15 protein-coding genes are annotated in these 15658 nt (G+C 60.3%); 6 read left to right on the plus strand and 9 right to left on the minus strand.

Annotated elements, in window-relative coordinates; translation table 11 throughout:
* Nucleotides 1–57: 57 nt before the first annotated feature.
* The 3 genes from ACONT6_RS06850 to ACONT6_RS06860 are packed head-to-tail and all read left to right on the plus strand — an operon-like array spanning nt 58 to nt 3695.
* Nucleotides 58–1458: a phenylacetate--CoA ligase family protein gene (locus ACONT6_RS06850; RefSeq protein WP_428820995.1), complete on the plus strand. Its 1401-nt coding sequence runs from the start codon at nt 58–60 to the stop codon at nt 1456–1458.
* Nucleotides 1459–1486: 28 nt separating this feature from the next.
* Complete coding sequence (locus tag ACONT6_RS06855; protein WP_428820996.1) at nt 1487–2851, plus strand: amidase; 1365 nt, start codon at nt 1487–1489, stop codon at nt 2849–2851.
* Nucleotides 2852–2873: 22 nt separating this feature from the next.
* Nucleotides 2874–3695 (plus strand): enoyl-CoA hydratase/isomerase family protein, encoded by an 822-nt coding sequence (locus ACONT6_RS06860; RefSeq protein ID WP_428820997.1) that lies wholly within the window; start codon nt 2874–2876, stop codon nt 3693–3695.
* Between the two features lie 5 nt (nt 3696–3700).
* Here ACONT6_RS06860 and ACONT6_RS06865 read toward each other — a convergent pair whose 3' ends face one another.
* The 4 genes from ACONT6_RS06865 to ACONT6_RS06880 all read right to left on the minus strand — a co-directional run bounded on the left by ACONT6_RS06865 (nt 3701) and on the right by ACONT6_RS06880 (nt 7452).
* Nucleotides 3701–4096, minus strand: a complete 396-nt coding sequence (locus ACONT6_RS06865) for a hypothetical protein (protein WP_428820998.1) — start codon at nt 4094–4096, stop codon at nt 3701–3703.
* Nucleotides 4097–4134: 38 nt separating this feature from the next.
* Nucleotides 4135–5322, minus strand: a complete 1188-nt coding sequence (locus tag ACONT6_RS06870; RefSeq protein ID WP_428820999.1) for a class I SAM-dependent methyltransferase — start codon at nt 5320–5322, stop codon at nt 4135–4137.
* A gap of 155 nt (nt 5323–5477) precedes the next feature.
* The gene (locus tag ACONT6_RS06875) at nt 5478–6167 is read right to left on the minus strand and encodes a Crp/Fnr family transcriptional regulator (protein ID WP_428821000.1); all 690 of its coding nucleotides are present in this window, start codon (nt 6165–6167) and stop codon (nt 5478–5480) included.
* A 73-nt stretch (nt 6168–6240) separates the two neighbouring features.
* A complete protein-coding gene (locus ACONT6_RS06880; RefSeq protein ID WP_428821001.1) occupies nt 6241–7452 on the minus strand; it encodes a CaiB/BaiF CoA transferase family protein in 1212 nt (403 codons plus the stop codon).
* A 142-nt stretch (nt 7453–7594) separates the two neighbouring features.
* Between ACONT6_RS06880 and ACONT6_RS06885 the strand changes: the two genes are divergently transcribed.
* A complete protein-coding gene (locus ACONT6_RS06885) occupies nt 7595–8548 on the plus strand; it encodes a hydroxymethylglutaryl-CoA lyase (protein ID WP_428821002.1) in 954 nt (317 codons plus the stop codon).
* Nucleotides 8549–8691: 143 nt separating this feature from the next.
* Here ACONT6_RS06885 and ACONT6_RS06890 read toward each other — a convergent pair whose 3' ends face one another.
* The 4 genes from ACONT6_RS06890 to ACONT6_RS06905 all read right to left on the minus strand — a co-directional run bounded on the left by ACONT6_RS06890 (nt 8692) and on the right by ACONT6_RS06905 (nt 12537).
* Entirely contained in the window at nt 8692–9225 is a 534-nt protein-coding gene (locus ACONT6_RS06890; protein WP_428821003.1) for a flavin reductase family protein, read from the minus strand.
* Nucleotides 9215–10186 carry a hypothetical protein gene (locus tag ACONT6_RS06895; RefSeq protein WP_181253425.1) on the minus strand — a complete coding sequence of 324 codons (972 nt, stop codon included), beginning with the start codon at nt 10184–10186 and terminating at the stop codon, nt 9215–9217. Before ACONT6_RS06895 ends, ACONT6_RS06890 begins: the two co-directional genes overlap by 11 nt.
* A gap of 112 nt (nt 10187–10298) precedes the next feature.
* Nucleotides 10299–11750 carry an FAD-dependent oxidoreductase gene (locus tag ACONT6_RS06900; protein WP_428821004.1) on the minus strand — a complete coding sequence of 484 codons (1452 nt, stop codon included), beginning with the start codon at nt 11748–11750 and terminating at the stop codon, nt 10299–10301.
* A 142-nt stretch (nt 11751–11892) separates the two neighbouring features.
* Nucleotides 11893–12537, minus strand: coding sequence for a hypothetical protein (locus tag ACONT6_RS06905; protein WP_428821005.1), 645 nt, complete (start codon nt 12535–12537; stop codon nt 11893–11895).
* 111 nt (nt 12538–12648) lie between these two features.
* Here ACONT6_RS06905 and ACONT6_RS06910 point away from each other — a divergent pair, with 111 nt between their 5' ends.
* Complete coding sequence (locus ACONT6_RS06910) at nt 12649–13455, plus strand: SDR family NAD(P)-dependent oxidoreductase (protein WP_428821006.1); 807 nt, start codon at nt 12649–12651, stop codon at nt 13453–13455.
* 36 nt (nt 13456–13491) lie between these two features.
* Nucleotides 13492–14163 (plus strand): hypothetical protein, encoded by a 672-nt coding sequence (locus ACONT6_RS06915; RefSeq protein WP_428821007.1) that lies wholly within the window; start codon nt 13492–13494, stop codon nt 14161–14163.
* A gap of 82 nt (nt 14164–14245) precedes the next feature.
* Here ACONT6_RS06915 and ACONT6_RS06920 read toward each other — a convergent pair whose 3' ends face one another.
* Nucleotides 14246–15571, minus strand: a complete 1326-nt coding sequence (locus ACONT6_RS06920) for an MFS transporter (RefSeq protein WP_428821008.1) — start codon at nt 15569–15571, stop codon at nt 14246–14248.
* Nucleotides 15572–15658: the final 87 nt, after the last annotated feature.

The raw sequence follows: 15658 nt of genomic DNA on the forward strand, positions 1-15658 counted from the left end.
CAATAAAGCATTAATCCAATTTATTTTTGATAGCCACAGTAAGCGAGCGCAGTTTTCATGCCTTACCCAAGTTATTTCGAGAGTTTTGATGTGCAGCAGGCGCTGGCGGATTACCCGCTGGGGGACGCATTTCTGGAAACCTACGCCGGTATGTCGCGGGACGCACTGAGAGAGCTGCAAAACCAGCGTTTTCTCAAGTTGATGGCGCGCGGCTGGCAGATCCCTTTCTACCAGCGTTTGTGGGGCGAGGCCGGGATTGAACCCGGAGATATTCGCAGTCTCGACGACATCGAAAAACTGCCGGTATTTTCCAAGTCTGACATCATGAGCAGCGTGGAACAGTTTCCACCGATTGGCGATTTCAGCGGGCTCGAAGGATTGGCGCCGGAGCAGCGGCCGCCGGTGGTGTTCCATACCACCAGTGGCACTACCGGCAGACCGCAGCCGATTATCTTCGGCCCGCGTGGACGCGAGATCCAGGCCATGCTGGTGGCGCGGGCCTACCGCTTTATGGGGCTCAAGCCCGGAGCAACGGTGCAGTCCACCTACGGCCACGGCATGATCAACGGCGGCCACTATATTCGCGAGGCGGTTACCCGCTATACCAATGCGATGTTCCTGTCTGCCGGCACTGGCCTTGAAACCCGCTCCGCCCAGCAGGTGCAGCTGATGCGGGATTTCGGTGTGAATGTGCTGGTGGGTTTTGCGGACTACATCAAGAAGCTCGCCAGTGTCGCCCGGGAGCAGGGCATGACACCGGGCGAGGACTTGCAGATCGATATGATCATCGGCCACCTGGGGCAGGAAACCCGCGCTGCATTGAGCGAGGCCTGGGGTGGTGTAAAGCTTTACGACTGGTACGGCGTGGCGGATACCGGCTGCATCGCCGCCGAGGGGCCGGACCAGAATGGTCTGTATGTGTGGGAAGACGCCCACTATCTGGAATTGCTCGACGTCGACAGCGGGCAACCGGTGGCCGCGGGGGATAGCGGCAACATGGTGGTTACCTGCCTGTACAAAGACGATATCTACCCGGTGATTCGATTCAATACCTGTGACATCACGGCGGAAATTCCCGGAGAAAATCCGTTTGGCCTGCCGTTCAAGCGTATTCGCGGATTTCTCGGCCGCTCCGACAACATGGTCAAGCTGCGCGGGATCAATGTGTACCCCCATGGTATCGGCGACATGCTGGCGGAACTGGACAGTTTTACCGGTGAGTACGTGTGTATCGCCGAGCGCGATGATGCTGGCCGCGAGACCATGACGGTACTGGTGGAATTCGGGGCGGCCGTGGATGAGCATCCTGCAATTGCCGCGCGCTGTGCGGACCTGCTCAAGCGCAAGCTGGGTATCGAGGTGGGGGTAGAGCCGGTGGCCGCGGGAGCGACCGCCAAGTGGACCGAAATAGACCGGCGCCAGAAACCCCTGCGCCTGATCGACCGACGTTTCGATTGAACTGGCGGTAATTTCCGGGAGATTTCTCATGCTTAAGCTCAGCGACAGCCATGTGCACGAGGATGCCACCGCTCTGGCGCAACGTTTACAGTGCGGTGAGTGCTCCAGCGAGCAACTCACGGCGCACACCCTGGCCGCCATCGAACAGACCCATAGCAGGTTGAATGCCTATGTGTTCGTCGATCGTGAGTCTGCGATGCGCGCAGCGCGTGCGTCCGATGCGCGTCGCAAAGCAGGCAACCTGTTGTCCAGCTTTGATGGTCTCACCTTTGCGGTAAAGGACAATATTGCGGTAAAGGGGATGCCCACATCCAATGGGCTTGGCTATCGCGGCGATGCCCCTACTTCCGAAGGGGATGCGGAGGCGGTGGCTCGGTTACGCAGCGCCGGGCTGATCCCGCTGGGTAAACTGAACATGCACGAGATCGCCCTCGGCGCCACCAACGACAACCCCCACTGGGGGCGTTGTGAAAACCCGTTGCGCGAAGGCTATACCCCCGGAGGCTCCAGTGGTGGCTCTGCGGCGGCGGTGGCTGCGGGGCTCTGTGCCTTTTCGTTGGGAACCGACACCATGGGCTCGGTGCGTATACCGGCCAGTTACTGTGGCGTCAGTGGGCTCAAACCGGGGCGGGGTTCAGTAAGCGCCCAGGGTGTCACCCGATTGTCCCGGCGGCTGGACACTCTCGGGCCGCTGGCGCGCTCGAGTCGGGATCTGCGCGGCCTGTGGCCTCTGCTGCGGCAGACGGCTCGCGAAGACCGCCTTGTTGGGCCCGCGGACCTGGCATCGACACGCTGGGCACTTGTAGCCGATTGCGAGCCACTGGGTGTGGATGCCGACATTGCTACCGCATTCCAGCAGTTTGTCGCGACACTACCCGGTTCAATCCAGCTTCAGCGAAAATTTGCCGATGCGGATTTTTCGGCCATCCGCCGCGCCGGGCTATTGATGTGCGAAGCCGAGGCCAATGTGACTTTCGCTGGAAAATTGTCCCGGCGCCCGGCACTTTTTTCCGAAGAATTACAGCGCCTGCTGAAATGGGGCGCAGCGCGCAGCGCACCGGATCTGGTACGAGCCGAGGATGTAGTGGAAGCGGCGGCCAGCTGGCTAAATACGCAGTTGCAGGGCGCGGACTTTTTACTGACACCGACCACATCGCAGACCGCATTTCCGTTTAGCCAGGCGGCCCCGGTCAATCAGGCCAATCTCACCGCGTGTGTGAATATGGCGGGGCTGGCGGCGGTGAGTATCCCGCTGGGAATATCCAGCGAGGGCTTGCCGTTCGGGGTGCAGATCATTGCCAGGGCTGGTGCCGAAACCACCTTGCTGGATACCTGTGTTGCGCTTGAAGCGTGGCTGCTCAGTAAATCCAATTCGAGCCATGAAATGGCGTGATGATGGACGGGGAGAAAACAGTATGACAACGGAAGCAGCTCAGGCAGCGACAGCGCATATCGGCTTTGCCGTTGAAGGCGGACTGGCCCGGATCACTATCGACAATCCCGCGCAGCGCAACGCCATGACCGTAGCCATGTGGGAACAGTTGTCGGATACGCTGGATCGCGTGGCGACCGACAACAGTATCCGCGCGGTGTTGCTCACCGGTGCTGGCGAGCGGGCATTCTGTGCCGGTGCCAATATCGATGAACTGGCGGCTGCAATGGAAGATCCGGCAGAAATGCGCCGGCAGAATACACTGATTCGCGATGTGCAGTTGCAACTGGAGCAGTTGCCGCGCCCAACGTTGGCGGTCATTCGCGGTGCCTGTTATGGGGGCGGTTGTGGCCTGGCGCTGGCCTGTGATATTCGCCTAGCAGACAGTGCGGCGACCTTTGCCATTACACCGGCAAAGCTCGGAATTCTCTACAGCCTGCTGGACACCCGGCGGTTGGTCAATGTGGTTGGCGCGGCCAATGCACGGGATTTGTTACTGACGGGTTTACCGGTATCTGCAGTGCGGGCGCAACAGATCGGACTGGTGCAGCACCTTGCCGAAGGGGCGGATGTGGAAGCGGTGCAGGGTGAGCTGGTGCAGAGCCTGATGCAAAACTCCCAGTACTCCCTGCGCTGGACCAAGGCCACGCTGAATTATCTCGGCGGGAACGGGGCGGAACTGGAATCGGGTGTAGAGACGTTGCAGCAGGCGTTTGACGATGCATTCTCTGGCGACGACTTCAAAGAGGGCAGTGCAGCTTTTCTGGAGCGGCGCCGCCCGGGATTTCGCTGGCCCGAAAAGTAACGGGCTCAGCTGGTCGCCAACTCCTCAATAAGCTCCTCAAGCTCGGTGGTCGCACTGACATTTTCCTTGCGTGCCTGTTGCCGTGCCTCGCGATCCTCGTCGAACTGTTCAATTTCCTGCTGGATCACTCGCAAAATGCGCGCGATAAATTCCTGGTGCCAGAGCCCGCGCTCGCGCGCGGCAGCGGTGTCTGGTTCGTAGCCTTCAATCTCAGCGCGCTCAAGAATGCCACGGGCTTCCAGCAAGCGCTCCAGGGTGTCGACGCGCTCGCGGGCGACCGCCAGTTCCCCGGCAACGGCCATCAGGATCGACAGCAGTCGGTCGGTATCCGTATCCTTGAAAAAGGCCGGGCGTTTGCCCCGGGCCTTGTTGCCCGCCATGTCGATCGGGTCAAATGTCATGGCATATCTCCGCTTGATGCTTGCGTTGCGGTTAACCGCTATTTACTGGCGATGTAGGTGTGCCAGGCTGGTTTACGTCCGTAGTCTTCGCTGTCCTCGGCGGCTTTCGCGGCACTGGGGAACAGGGTTTCATCCACCACTGCAAACAGGCCGCGGGTGGTAATGTTTTCCCGCGCAAATCCCGCTTTTTCCATCGCCTCGAAAAGATCCAGGTCGTGCAGCGTGCCCCAGAAAGGCTCGTTGTTGTTGCGGGTATCCCAGTCGCGCATGAACTGTTCGTAGGGGGGCATTTCCGGGGTGAACTGGGGTTGTTCGATGTGTATCGCCTTGCCGCCATCGGCGAGGAGACGATGGGTTTCCGCGAGAATGCGTGGCAGTGCGCGGCTCGAGGTTTCGTGCAGAAACATGGAGGTGATGATCAGGTCGAAACTACCGTCTTCCGCGGCAATGGCTTCGGCGTTTTCCTGGCGGAAGGTGATATTGTCGATGCCCAGCGAACGCGCCCGCGCATGGGCGTAACGCAGTACCGGTGCGGAAACATCGATGGCGAGGATCTCGGACTCCGGGAAGGCCTGCGCCAGCGGTACGATGTTGTGGCCGACGGTACAGCCAATATCCAGAATGCGCTTGGGGCGGAAGCCGGATTTGGCTTCTTCCCGCAGCCACTCCACCAGTGCCTGGCCGCCGCCGTCACTGTAGCGGCCGAGCATACCGGCGGTGGTGACAAAAATACCGCTGTCGTAGTTGGCGCCCGCGGCGATGTCGTCCTCGCAGTATTCGGTATGGTAGCTGCCAGGCATGCAATGGGTATCCACGGCACTGACATAGCGGGGGATTTCCACGGAGGAATCCAGCTGAAGACTGTTGCTGTCGCGGTTCAGTTGCCGGGCTTTTTCCACCAATTCTGGCAGCTGGCGAAAGACCATGGCGCGGCTGTTCTGCTGACGCATTTCCATGGTGTTGCGGCGCAGGCTGCTCCACAGCTGGTAGGTGGGCTCGCGCTTAAGCAGCTCGCCGACTTCGCGGCGGTTGGCGGGCGCGGAACCGTTTTCCACGCGACTGTCATAGGCCTTGCGCACGCCGGGGAGGACCCGGGATGCCAGGTGCATATTCAGGTTGGTGAGAAAATTGAAGCGCGCGATATCATCGTGATTGGCTTCCGGGAATACACCGTGGCGCCCAACCGCGTTCCAGGCGGGCGGTACCTGCCGATCTGTATCTGCCATGGCTAGCTCCGCAAATTGCGAGAATTTTCGCTAGTCTAGCGGCGCGGCATAAAGTGCCCATGATAATTGTCAACTTGCGCGGCACCCGTACAGGTGCGGACCTGTACGGGGCGGAAGCAGGGGAGGTTGGAGAGGTTTTGCGGAGCAGCCAGCGATCAGTGCACGCTGGCCAGTTCCTCGAGTACGCTGCGGTCGAGCACGCGGATACGATGGGCGCTCACAATTTCGATCAGCTGCATGGACTTCAAGCGCGCAAAGGCGCGGCTTACGGTCTCAATGGTCAGCCCCAGGTAGTCGGCGATATCCTGACGGCTCATGATCAGTTCGATGTCGGCGTTCTGCGCGCCGCACTGGCGGCGACCGATCTGGGCGAGCAGGAAGCACAGGCGCTCGTGGGCCTTTTTCTGACCGAGGGCAAACAGCTGGTCCAGGGTCTGGGCCAGTACATTGCCTCCCACCTGGCGCGCGTTGGCCTTGAGGGCAGGGAAGCGGTCCACCAGGGTCAGGAATTCCCGGCGCGGGAACACCTGTAACTCAGCCTCGCGGAGGCAGACCACGCTGTACTCATAGTCCTCGGTATTGGTGAAGCCGATATAGTCACCGGGGTAGGAAAACGCGATGACCTGGCGGCGACCAGAGCGCGACAGGCGCTCGATCATCAGGGTGCCGGCGACCACCACATACACATGCTGCGCCGCACTGTACTGGCGGATCAGCTGCTCGCCGGACGGCAGGCGGCGACGCTGGCAGATGGTGGTCAGCTCTGCCAGCTCCGCATTGCCGAGGCCGCGAAACAGCTTGGAATGGAAAAACGTTTCCGGAGGTTTCAGCGCAGGGCTGTTCACTGGGGCCTGTCCTCAGAATTTGATCTTCCAGCAGACTAATCGCAAAGGTGCCGGCTGTCTATGTCGGTCGGGGTCAGCTTTCTGTCGCTTCAACGCGGCTGCCCCGCAGCACCCCGTGTTCCATCAGGGCGTCGATCTGGGCCTCGCTGAGACCCAGTGAACGTGCCACCTCAGCACTGTGTTCCCCGGCCTTCGGCAGGTCCCGGCGCAGGCCGGGGCGGTGCCCGTCGAACTCCACGGGTAGTGCTGGCAGGCGTGCGCGCGCACCGTTCTCCAGGGTCACTTCCACCAGGCCGCCGGCGGCGTTCAGGTGGGGGTCGTCGAACAGGTCAGCGGGTTTGTTGATCGGGGCAAAGGGAATGCCGGCGCGATCCAGCCGCGATTCCAGCTCGTCTTTTGGCAAACTGGCGAACAGCGCATTGATCTGCGGCAGAATGCGGTCCCTGGCGGCGACGCGCCCGGCATTGCTGTCGAGGCTCGAGTCGGCGGCGAATTCGGTCAGCTCAAACTCCGTGCAAAAGGCCCGCCACAGGGTGTCGCTGACAACACCGACGAAAATGCGGTCACCTTCGGCGCTGTGGAAGATGTCGTATACCGACCAGGCGCTGCGGCGCACGGACATGGGGGGCGGTTCCTCTCCGGTCACGGCTTGCTGCGCCATGTGCTGGCCGACCAGGAATGCGGTCGTCTCGAACAGGGAGCTGGTTACGTGCTGGCCGCGCCCGGTATTGTGGCGCTGCTGCAGTGCAGAGAGAATTGCAATGACTCCGAACATGCCCCCGGTGATATCAATGACTGAAGATCCGGCGCGCAGTGGGCGGTCCGGCAGGCCGGTCATATAGGCGAGGCCGCCCATCATCTGGGTCACTTCATCCAGCGCGGTGCGGTGCTCGTAGGGGCCGCTGAGAAATCCTTTGAGGGAGCAGTAGATCAGGCCCGGGTTGCGCGCGCTTAGCGCCGGGTAACCGAAGCCAAGCTTATCCATGGCGCCGTGGCGGAAATTCTCGATCACCACATCCGCTTCACTCACCAGCTGCAGGGCGAGATCGCGGCCCTCCGGGGATTTCAGGTCCAGTGCCAGGCTGCGCTTGTTGCGGTTGTACATGGCAAAGTAGCCCGCGCCCGAGCCCTGTAGACGGCGGGTGTTGTCCCCCTGAAAGGGCTCGACCTTGGTGACCTCTGCGCCCAGGTCGGCGAGGATGCCGCCGGCGGCGGGCCCCATGACCATATGGGTGAATTCGACAACCTTGATGCCGGCGAGCGGCAATACTTCCTGATGCGCCATTGACTGGGCTCTCCACTGAAATGCTTTATCCGTGCAGCTACTGGTTGATATGATATAATAATATAACAATAGGTCAAGCTGGCGAGTTCGCTCGCCGGGCTGGCCAAGGTGAATCCAAGCGCAAACAGAAGAGGGTGTGCGAGTGAGTGATATCGATATCGAGATCAGTGAGGTAGGCCCTCGGGACGGCCTGCAGAGTATCAGCCGTATCATGCCGACCGCGGACAAGAAGCGCTGGATCGCGGCGCTTGCCGCCGCCGGTCTGCAGGAAGTTGAAGTCGGTTCGTTTGTGCCGGCAAAAGTACTGCCGCAGCTGGCGGACACCGCGGAGATCGTGCAGTTTGCGCGCACCATCCCCGGGCTCGCGGTAGCGGTGCTGGTGCCCAATTTGCGCGGTGCACAGAATGCAGTGGCGGCCGGTGCGCACAAACTGACGATTCCTCTGTCGGTCAGTGAAACCCACAGCCTGAAGAACCTGCGCCGGACCCACCAGCAGGTGCTGGAAGAGGTGCGCGGAATCCGTGCTTTGCTGAACGAGTTGCCGGCGGCGCAGCGGCCAAGTTTTGAGGGCAGTCTCTCCACCTGTTTCGGCTGCACCCTGGAAGGTCCGGTAGCGGAAGATGCGGTGCTGCGACTGGGAGAGGCGTTGCTGGAAGCCGGCTGCGATGAGATCGGCCTGTCGGATACCACCGGTTACGGCAATCCGGTACAGGTGCGACGGGTGATTCGTCGGGTCTGGGAGCACCTGGGGCGCGACGCGCTGCACGGAATACACCTGCACAACACCCGCGGTCAGGGGCTGGCCAATGTTCTGGCGGCGGTAGAGGAGGGCATTACAACGGTGGATGCCTCCATGGGCGGAATAGGCGGTTGTCCGTTTGCCCCGGGTGCCAGCGGCAATATTGTTACCGAAGACCTGGTATTTTTGCTGGAAGCCATGGGCTACCGCACCGGGGTGGATTTCGACAAGTTGATTGCAGCGCGCGAGATTCTCGCTTCAGCACTGCCGGACGAGCCGCTTTACGGTTTTGTGCCGGATGCGGGACTGCCCAAGGGGTTTCAGCGCGCAAAGGTTGCGCAGCCGGAAATGGCCTGATGTTTTTCTGAATTACTGCCTGTTGCCGCGCGATTTTGAAGACACTGGTCTTCGGTAAATTGCGTGGCATTTTTTTTGTCTGTGAAAAATAAAAAAACCGGCGGTTATGGCGCCGGTAAGGTTTCACATCAAGAGAAAAAAGTTTATGCAATACGCGCGTAACGGCCGCGATGAAAAATAAGCGGGGTGCGATCCTGTGTGTGCATGTTTTCGACTCTGCCGACCATGATCAGGTGATCGCCGCCATCGTAGCGCGCGGCAACGCTGCATTGCAGGCGTGCGCAGAACTCGTGCAGTAACGGAACGCCGTTGCTGTTTGTCTGGTAATCCACGCCCGCGAAACGGTCAACGCCGCGCTTGGCGAACAGCGTTGAGAGCGCTTCCTGATCTTCACTCAACACATGGATTGCGAAATTTTCACAGCGATTGAAGGCGTCGAAGCAACCGGTATTTTTTCCGATACACCAGAGAATCAGCGGTGGCTCGAGGGAAACCGTATTAAAACTGCTTGCGGTCATGCCCACCGGCTCACCGCTTTCGCTGCCAGTGGTGATAATGGTTACGCCGGTGGCGAACTGACCGAAGACCTGGCGCAACTGCATGGGCTCAAGAGCGTGCTGATGCGTACTTGGTACGGTAGTTAGAGGGGTTCTAAGCAGTTCCGCTTCAATCGACATGGTTTGCTCCCAGTATCAGGTCACCCTGTTCCCAGCGCAGCACGCCGAAGGTGGTGTATTTTTCTTTCTGTGACTGCATGAACTGCCAGGCGCACACCAGGGTGTAATCCTCGTCCACCTGGGTTTCCCGCGACCAGAGTTTGAAGGCTTCGCCGAAGACGTGACGCACGGAGTAGAGGTAGCGTCCGTAGGACATGCCATTGCCGAACATGTCCGGGCCGTGGTACTGGTGGTGGTTGCCGGTGCGGGTGCGCATCGCGGTCCACTTGGCATTCACCACACCGCTGATCTCGATGGTCTGCTCCGAGTGCAGCAGGTTGAGAGGCTTGTGATGAATAACCACATCGTTGTGGCCAACCAGTTCCTGTTTGTCGTTGTACACCTCGAAACGCCCGGAGAAGGTGCCCGCGTGTTTGACCGGCAGGTTGAACGGGCGCTTGGCATCCTGCTTTTCTTTTTCCAGGAAGGCTTCGACGCGCTTCTTGGTGGCCGGGTTGGTTTCGTGGTCCTGGGTGACAACATAGAGACCATTGAAAACGCCCACCAGTGTGTCCGCCTCAAACAGCTGCGAGGAATACACCTGAATACCCAGCTCCGGTACCACGTGGTTCATGGTGCGCAGGTTGACGTTCCAGCCCGGCGAGAAATAGTTGGAGTCCACCAGCAGACCGTAAGGGCGACCGCTGCCGATAAAGTCCGGCCCGGTATAGATGCGGTCCTGGTCCGAATCGATGACACCAAAGCGGAACGGGGTACCGATTTCGAAGCGGTCGTTCAGCGGGCCGGTGGCATCGAAGCGGGTGTTCATCCAGTAGGTGGTGCGACCATCTTCGAATTCGCTGGCACGGCTGACTTTGTTGTACCCCACGTGGGTGCCGTCGGCCTCGAACAGGGACGGGATACCGTGCCATTCGCCTTCAATCGCTTTTTGCCAGTTACTGGGTTTTTTATCGTTGCTCATACATGTTCTACCGGTTCTGCGTCATGCGCCGTCGTATCGCTGCACATGGACATTATTCGACGATATCTGCTGGTCATCCTAACCTGCAGATACCTGCGTGCCTTGCCAAATATCAATTCTCCATGACAGGCACGGTCTGTTCGCTAAGCGCGGCGGCCTGTTTGCTGGCGTCCCCTGCAAGGGAGAAGCCCAGCAGCCGCCCGTTGCGGTCAGTAAAGCGGGCGGCAACGCCCTGGGTATCGTTGCGTTCATACTGCCATTCGCCCTCTGCATCCCGCGGAGGGGGCGAGGTGGTCACCGGGCACAGGGTGGTCTTGATGCTGACCGGCATATTGCCGTAACGCACCGGGGTTGGGCTACCCGCCAGGGTTTGTGCCAGTGCCCGTGCGCCGGCCAGCAGTGGTGCCACATAACACAGATTGTGCCCGTCTACTTCCGCGCAGTCTCCAAGGGCATAAATCGATTCGGCGCTGGTGGCCAGGTACCGGTCGGTCACAATGCCGCGGGCGGTGTGGATGCCATTGCGCGATGCTAGTGCGATGCGCGGGCGCACGCCAATGGCACTGATGACCCGGTCTACCTGGATCTCGCGGCCGTCGGCCAAGCTGGCACGGATGCCGCCGTCCGCATAGTCCAGGCGCTCCACGGTCGTTCCCAGATGGAACTGCACCCCCGCGTCCGCCAGGGATTTTTCTACCAAACGGCCCGCGGCCTCTGGTACCAGGTTGCCGAGCACCTGTGCCTGCGGTTCGACCACATGCACCTCGAATCCCGACTGGATCAGGTCGTTCGCGTATTCACAGCCGATCAGGCCGCCGCCGATCACCAGCACGGAGCGCGCACCGGGCAGTGCGGTGTAAAAGCGCTGGAAGTCCTGCAGGTCATTGATGCTGAAGGCGCACCCCTGTGCCGCACCCGCGACCGGTACTTCGATGGGGTCGGAGCCCAGGGCCAGTACCAGCTTGCCGTAAGGCAGCCTCTGTTCGCGCGCGCCGGTTTGCAGGGTCAGTGTATTGGCGGCGCTGTCGATGGCCGTGACCTGGGTAAAGGTAAGAATCTGTGCACCGAGGGACTCGGCCATTTCCCGCGCGCTGTTGCCAACCAGCTGCTCGGGTGAGCGCTGTTTGTGGAACGCCGTACTCAGTTGTGGCTTGGAGTAGTGCGCGCCATCGTCGGCGGAAACCATGATCAGGGGTGTTTGCTGGTCCAGCTTGCGGAACTCTCTGGCCAGATGGTAGCCGGCGAGACCGGTACCGACGATAACCACCGGTGCGCGCGCGTGATCCACTGCCAGTGATGCCGCAATGGGAGAGGGCACTGATTGCTCTTCCGTTGCTGGCTCTTCCGCTGCCGGGGAAGCCGCGCCTTCATCAGTCTCTGCGGCAATGCGGCGAACCTCGATCATCTCGAAGTCGTCCTTGCCCACACCGCACTCCGGGCACTGCCAGTCTTTGGGAATGTCTTCCCAGCGTGTGCCCGGTGGAATGCCATCTTCCGGTGCACCTTTCGACTCGTCGTAAACCCAGCCGCAAACCAGGCATTCCCAGATTCGATACTCCTGCATGTGTCGCTTCCCGATCGTTATTACTTTGTTGTCGGTTAGCCCCGGCAGTTTGCCGGGGGTGAGGCGTACAGCATAAAAAGGTGCATTTCAGCAGTGGATGACAATTATCAAGCGGGTATCAAAGTAAGCATCGAGCTCGGCATCATTCTGCGGGGGACTGCACAAGATGCTGCCAGATGGAGGCGCTGAACGGAGCTTCATGCACCGGGCCCTCCGGGCCGCGGGGGTCCAGTGCATGGCGCCGGTCGCAGGTCGGCGACAGTCGCACACCGCGGGCAGTCAGGGTGCGCGTGGCGACGCCATCGCGGTAAAGCACGGTATGCCGCACCCGCTGGCCGGGTGCGGTGAGCATAATGAAGTCCGGCTCCATGTACACGTTGCAGGCTTCGTTCAGGCGCAGCGCGTTGAAGGTGAGAATGCCGACACCGCCGGAGACGCCGACGTTTTCATAGGCGCCCGGTCCCAGCGGATCAAATACCAGCAGGTTGTCGCGCAGCTGGCCGGTAAACGTTTTTGCGGTGGGTGTGCGGCCGCGAAAGTGCACGTTGGTCAGTTGCAGCCGGTGGCCGTCGAAATCCAGGTAGACCAGATTGTCGAACGGGCTCGGGCCCGGTGTGCCACTGCCCGCGGCAGTATCGTCTTCCAGGGGGCGGCCATCGAGGTGGAACAGCTCTACCTGGTCGTGCCAGGTCCCGCGCATCATCATCAGGTTGTAGCCCACGGAGCCGATGGGGAAGGTGGGGTAGCTGTCGGTGGAAACGGGGTTGTCGGCAAGGGTTTCGGGCATTTGGGGTATCGTCTTGCAATAAAAGTGTCAATGTTATAACAATAGCTCAAAATTGCGGGGGCAGCTAGTGCTGTCGCTCGATATCCAGCTTTGCAAAGAGGAGGGGATTTGATGAAAACGGTTGTGATTACAGGAAGTACCCGCGGCATAGGCCGCGGACTGGCTGAAAATTTTCTGGCCAGTGGCTGTCGGGTCATTGTCAGTGCGCGCTCGCAGGACAAGGTGGATGAAGCCGTTGTGGGGCTGCAGGCGAAATACGGTACCGACGCGGTGGCGGGGCTGCGCTGTGACATCACGTCGGAGCAGGAGCTGTCTGAATTGTGGGCATTTGCCAGCGAACGCGGGCCGGTGGATTACTGGATCAATAATGCGGGTATGAGTATTGTGCGCAAGCCGCTGGCAGAGCAGTCTGCCGATGACCTGCGTCGTATCGTCGACACCAACCTCACCGGGCTGCTGCTGGCCTGCAAGGTGGCCCTGGCGGGCATGCAGCAACAGGGTCACGGCCAGATCTGGAATATGGAAGGGTTCGGCAGTACGGGCCAGACCGCACCGGGCATGGCAGCTTACGGAGCCACCAAGCGCGCGCTCAATTATCTCAACAAGGCGCTGCAGAAAGAGGTGAAGGGGACGGCGGTGCAGGTCAACACGCTGAGCCCGGGCATCGTGGTGACGGATCTTCTGATCGGTGATTACGATCTCACGTCGAGCGAGTGGCAGAAGACCCGCAAGATTCTCAATATCCTCGGGGACACCGTCGACACCGTAACCCCGTATCTTGTGCGCGGTGTGCTGAGTGCGCAAAAAAGCGGTAGCCGCGTTGCCTGGTTGACCGGGCGCAAGGCCTTATGGCGATTCCTCACGGCAGGCTTCAACAAGCGCGACTTGTTTTCGGCTTACGACTCGAGCCCTGCCTGAAGATAACGCGCGGTCATGTAAAGAAACGGAGGCCACATGCTCGGTTCTGTATTTTTCGTATTTTCCCTGGCCCATCTGGGGTTGTTGATATGGAGTCTGCGGCAACCCGGTGCGGGTTTTCCTGTGGGGGTTCTGCGCTGCCTGCTGTTGGCGTTGGCATTCGATAACCTGGTGATTGCGCTGGGTCCACTGATGATAGAGCTGCCTCTATATCAGTTGATGAGTGCGCTGCGTTTCTGGGTGCATGCGATCCTGCTTCCGTTGCTGCTGGTATTTATTGCGCATGTACTGAAGGAGCATGTAAGCGGCGAACGTTTGCGAACCTGGCTGCCGCGTCTCGGTTGGGCTCTGGCGGGTATTGCCATTGGCTATGGCTATGTCACCGACCTCGCTGTACTCGATCTGGTGGCGGCCGATTACTACCCCCGACTGGTCGCTGCTGATGCGCAGCTTCCGCTCGCTACCATTGCGGTTAATATCGTTGTGGTTGTCGCCGGTATCTGGTTGTGGCGGATAGCGCAGTGGCCCTGGTTATTCCTTGGGGCCCTGCAGATTTTTCTGCTCAATGGTTTCAGTGCGGGGCGCGAGTGGGGTTTTGTGGTGGGTAACAGTGCTGAGCTGCTTTTTGTGTTCAGCCTGTGGGTTACCCTCAACGCGGTTGGGAAACCCGGCGATATTGAACGGCCGGAGTCGTTAACAGCGGTTTGATCGCTTCGCCGGTTTCCAGCTCAAACAAAAAAGCCCGCGGTTGCGGGCTTTTTTTTGCGTCGGATATGGCTCTCGGTACCGCTTACGCGACATCGACCACGAGTGGTGATTGCGCTTCCCGGCCTGCGGTACGTCGTTCGAGGATGATCGCCCACACCAGAACGAGGGCGGCGACGATGCTGAAAAAGACGAAGGGGCCGGATGCGCGCCAGGCATCGAACAGATAACCGCCCACCACGCTCGCCACCAGAATGCCCACCGCACCAGACAGGGTGAAGAAGCCGATGACCGCACCGCGGTGAGATTCGGGTGCCTGCTGTGCTACCAGCACGCCGCTGGTGATGATGCAGCCGATTTCTCCGAGGCCGATCAGCACCGCGCACAGAATCATGCCGGGGGTAAAGGGGTCGGTGATAAAGATGGTCGAGCCGTAGCCAATGGCGGAAATCAGTAGCGCGATGATCAGCGCGCGCACGCGGGTGATCTTGTCAGCCATGATGCCGAACAGGGGGGCGCCCAGCAGTGCGCAGCCCTGGGCAATGCCCACGATCATACCTGCGCGGGCCAGCGCGTCGGCACGGCTCATTCCCATTTCCGCAGTGCCGTAGTTGGTCACCCACAGGGTAAAGAAGGTGCCGACGATCATCAGGTTGCCGCGGGCTACAAACGAGGCGCCGTAAGCGAGTGCGATGCGCGGATCCCGTGCAGCGTGCAGGCCGTTGCGGGCGATGACCAGCAGGCTCTCACTATGTTCGCTTGGCGCGCGGGCGCCAGGCTTGAGGCCGATAAGCATCAGCAGGCCGGTGACGAAGGAGATTGCGGCAACCAGGCTGTAAGTCTGGATGCCCGCTTCGTGGGCAGTGGCACCACCGCGCTGGAGTATCGCTGGCAACTGCAGAAGCAGGAACACACAGATCATTGCACCTACACCGTTCATCACCCCCTGCAGGCCGGTGGCGCGGCCCCGGCTTTCATCCTGCACGTAATCGGCGACCAGGGCGACGATGGTGGTGGTGACTGCGGCAAGCCCCACCGCATAGGCAAGGCGCATCGCCAGTAGCTCACCAATAGTGGTGGCATGGGGGTAGAGCGCGATCCCCGCTGACATCAGCAGGAAGCCAAGCCCGGTGACCGGGCGGCGGCCAAAACGGTCCGAAAGCGGGCCGAAAATTGCGACCGCAATGATGATGGCAATTTCTGCCCAGAAGTTCAGTAGCCCGCTGACCATCCCGTGCCGCTCCTGCGGAATACCGAGGAATTCTGTCAGCAGAAACGGCTGGCTCTGGGGAATGAACGAGGCGAACATGATGGCGGCGAGGCAGGCGAAATAAAAAGTCAGCACATTCGGGCCGCTGACGTTCTCTGCGAGATTCAGGCCGAGAAACCTACGTTCCTGTTGACTGGCCATGGCTGTGTCTCCCTGGTGCGCAATAAATGCGTTTTTGTTATCTGAGATGAGCGTTGAGTCTGGTATTACGATGCAGGATCTTATTTG

The sequence above is a fragment of the Microbulbifer sp. MCCC 1A16149 genome (assembly GCF_050368945.1).
In the GTDB taxonomy this organism is placed as follows: domain Bacteria; phylum Pseudomonadota; class Gammaproteobacteria; order Pseudomonadales; family Cellvibrionaceae; genus Microbulbifer.

Excerpts from the sequence above, each read along its gene's own strand:
- ACONT6_RS06850 (WP_428820995.1), top strand. The coding sequence starts at position 58 with ATGCCTTACCCAAGTTATTTCGAGAGTTTTGATGTGCAGCAGGCGCTG.
- ACONT6_RS06855 (WP_428820996.1), top strand. The coding sequence starts at position 1,487 with ATGCTTAAGCTCAGCGACAGCCATGTGCACGAGGATGCCACCGCTCTG.
- ACONT6_RS06860 (WP_428820997.1), top strand. The coding sequence starts at position 2,874 with ATGACAACGGAAGCAGCTCAGGCAGCGACAGCGCATATCGGCTTTGCC.
- ACONT6_RS06865 (WP_428820998.1), bottom strand. The coding sequence starts at position 4,096 with ATGACATTTGACCCGATCGACATGGCGGGCAACAAGGCCCGGGGCAAA.
- ACONT6_RS06870 (WP_428820999.1), bottom strand. The coding sequence starts at position 5,322 with ATGGCAGATACAGATCGGCAGGTACCGCCCGCCTGGAACGCGGTTGGG.
- ACONT6_RS06880 (WP_428821001.1), bottom strand. The coding sequence starts at position 7,452 with ATGGCGCATCAGGAAGTATTGCCGCTCGCCGGCATCAAGGTTGTCGAA.
- ACONT6_RS06890 (WP_428821003.1), bottom strand. The coding sequence starts at position 9,225 with ATGTCGATTGAAGCGGAACTGCTTAGAACCCCTCTAACTACCGTACCA.
- ACONT6_RS06895 (WP_181253425.1), bottom strand. The coding sequence starts at position 10,186 with ATGAGCAACGATAAAAAACCCAGTAACTGGCAAAAAGCGATTGAAGGC.
- ACONT6_RS06900 (WP_428821004.1), bottom strand. The coding sequence starts at position 11,750 with ATGCAGGAGTATCGAATCTGGGAATGCCTGGTTTGCGGCTGGGTTTAC.
- ACONT6_RS06905 (WP_428821005.1), bottom strand. The coding sequence starts at position 12,537 with ATGCCCGAAACCCTTGCCGACAACCCCGTTTCCACCGACAGCTACCCC.
- ACONT6_RS06910 (WP_428821006.1), top strand. The coding sequence starts at position 12,649 with ATGAAAACGGTTGTGATTACAGGAAGTACCCGCGGCATAGGCCGCGGA.
- ACONT6_RS06915 (WP_428821007.1), top strand. The coding sequence starts at position 13,492 with ATGCTCGGTTCTGTATTTTTCGTATTTTCCCTGGCCCATCTGGGGTTG.
- ACONT6_RS06920 (WP_428821008.1), bottom strand. The coding sequence starts at position 15,571 with ATGGCCAGTCAACAGGAACGTAGGTTTCTCGGCCTGAATCTCGCAGAG.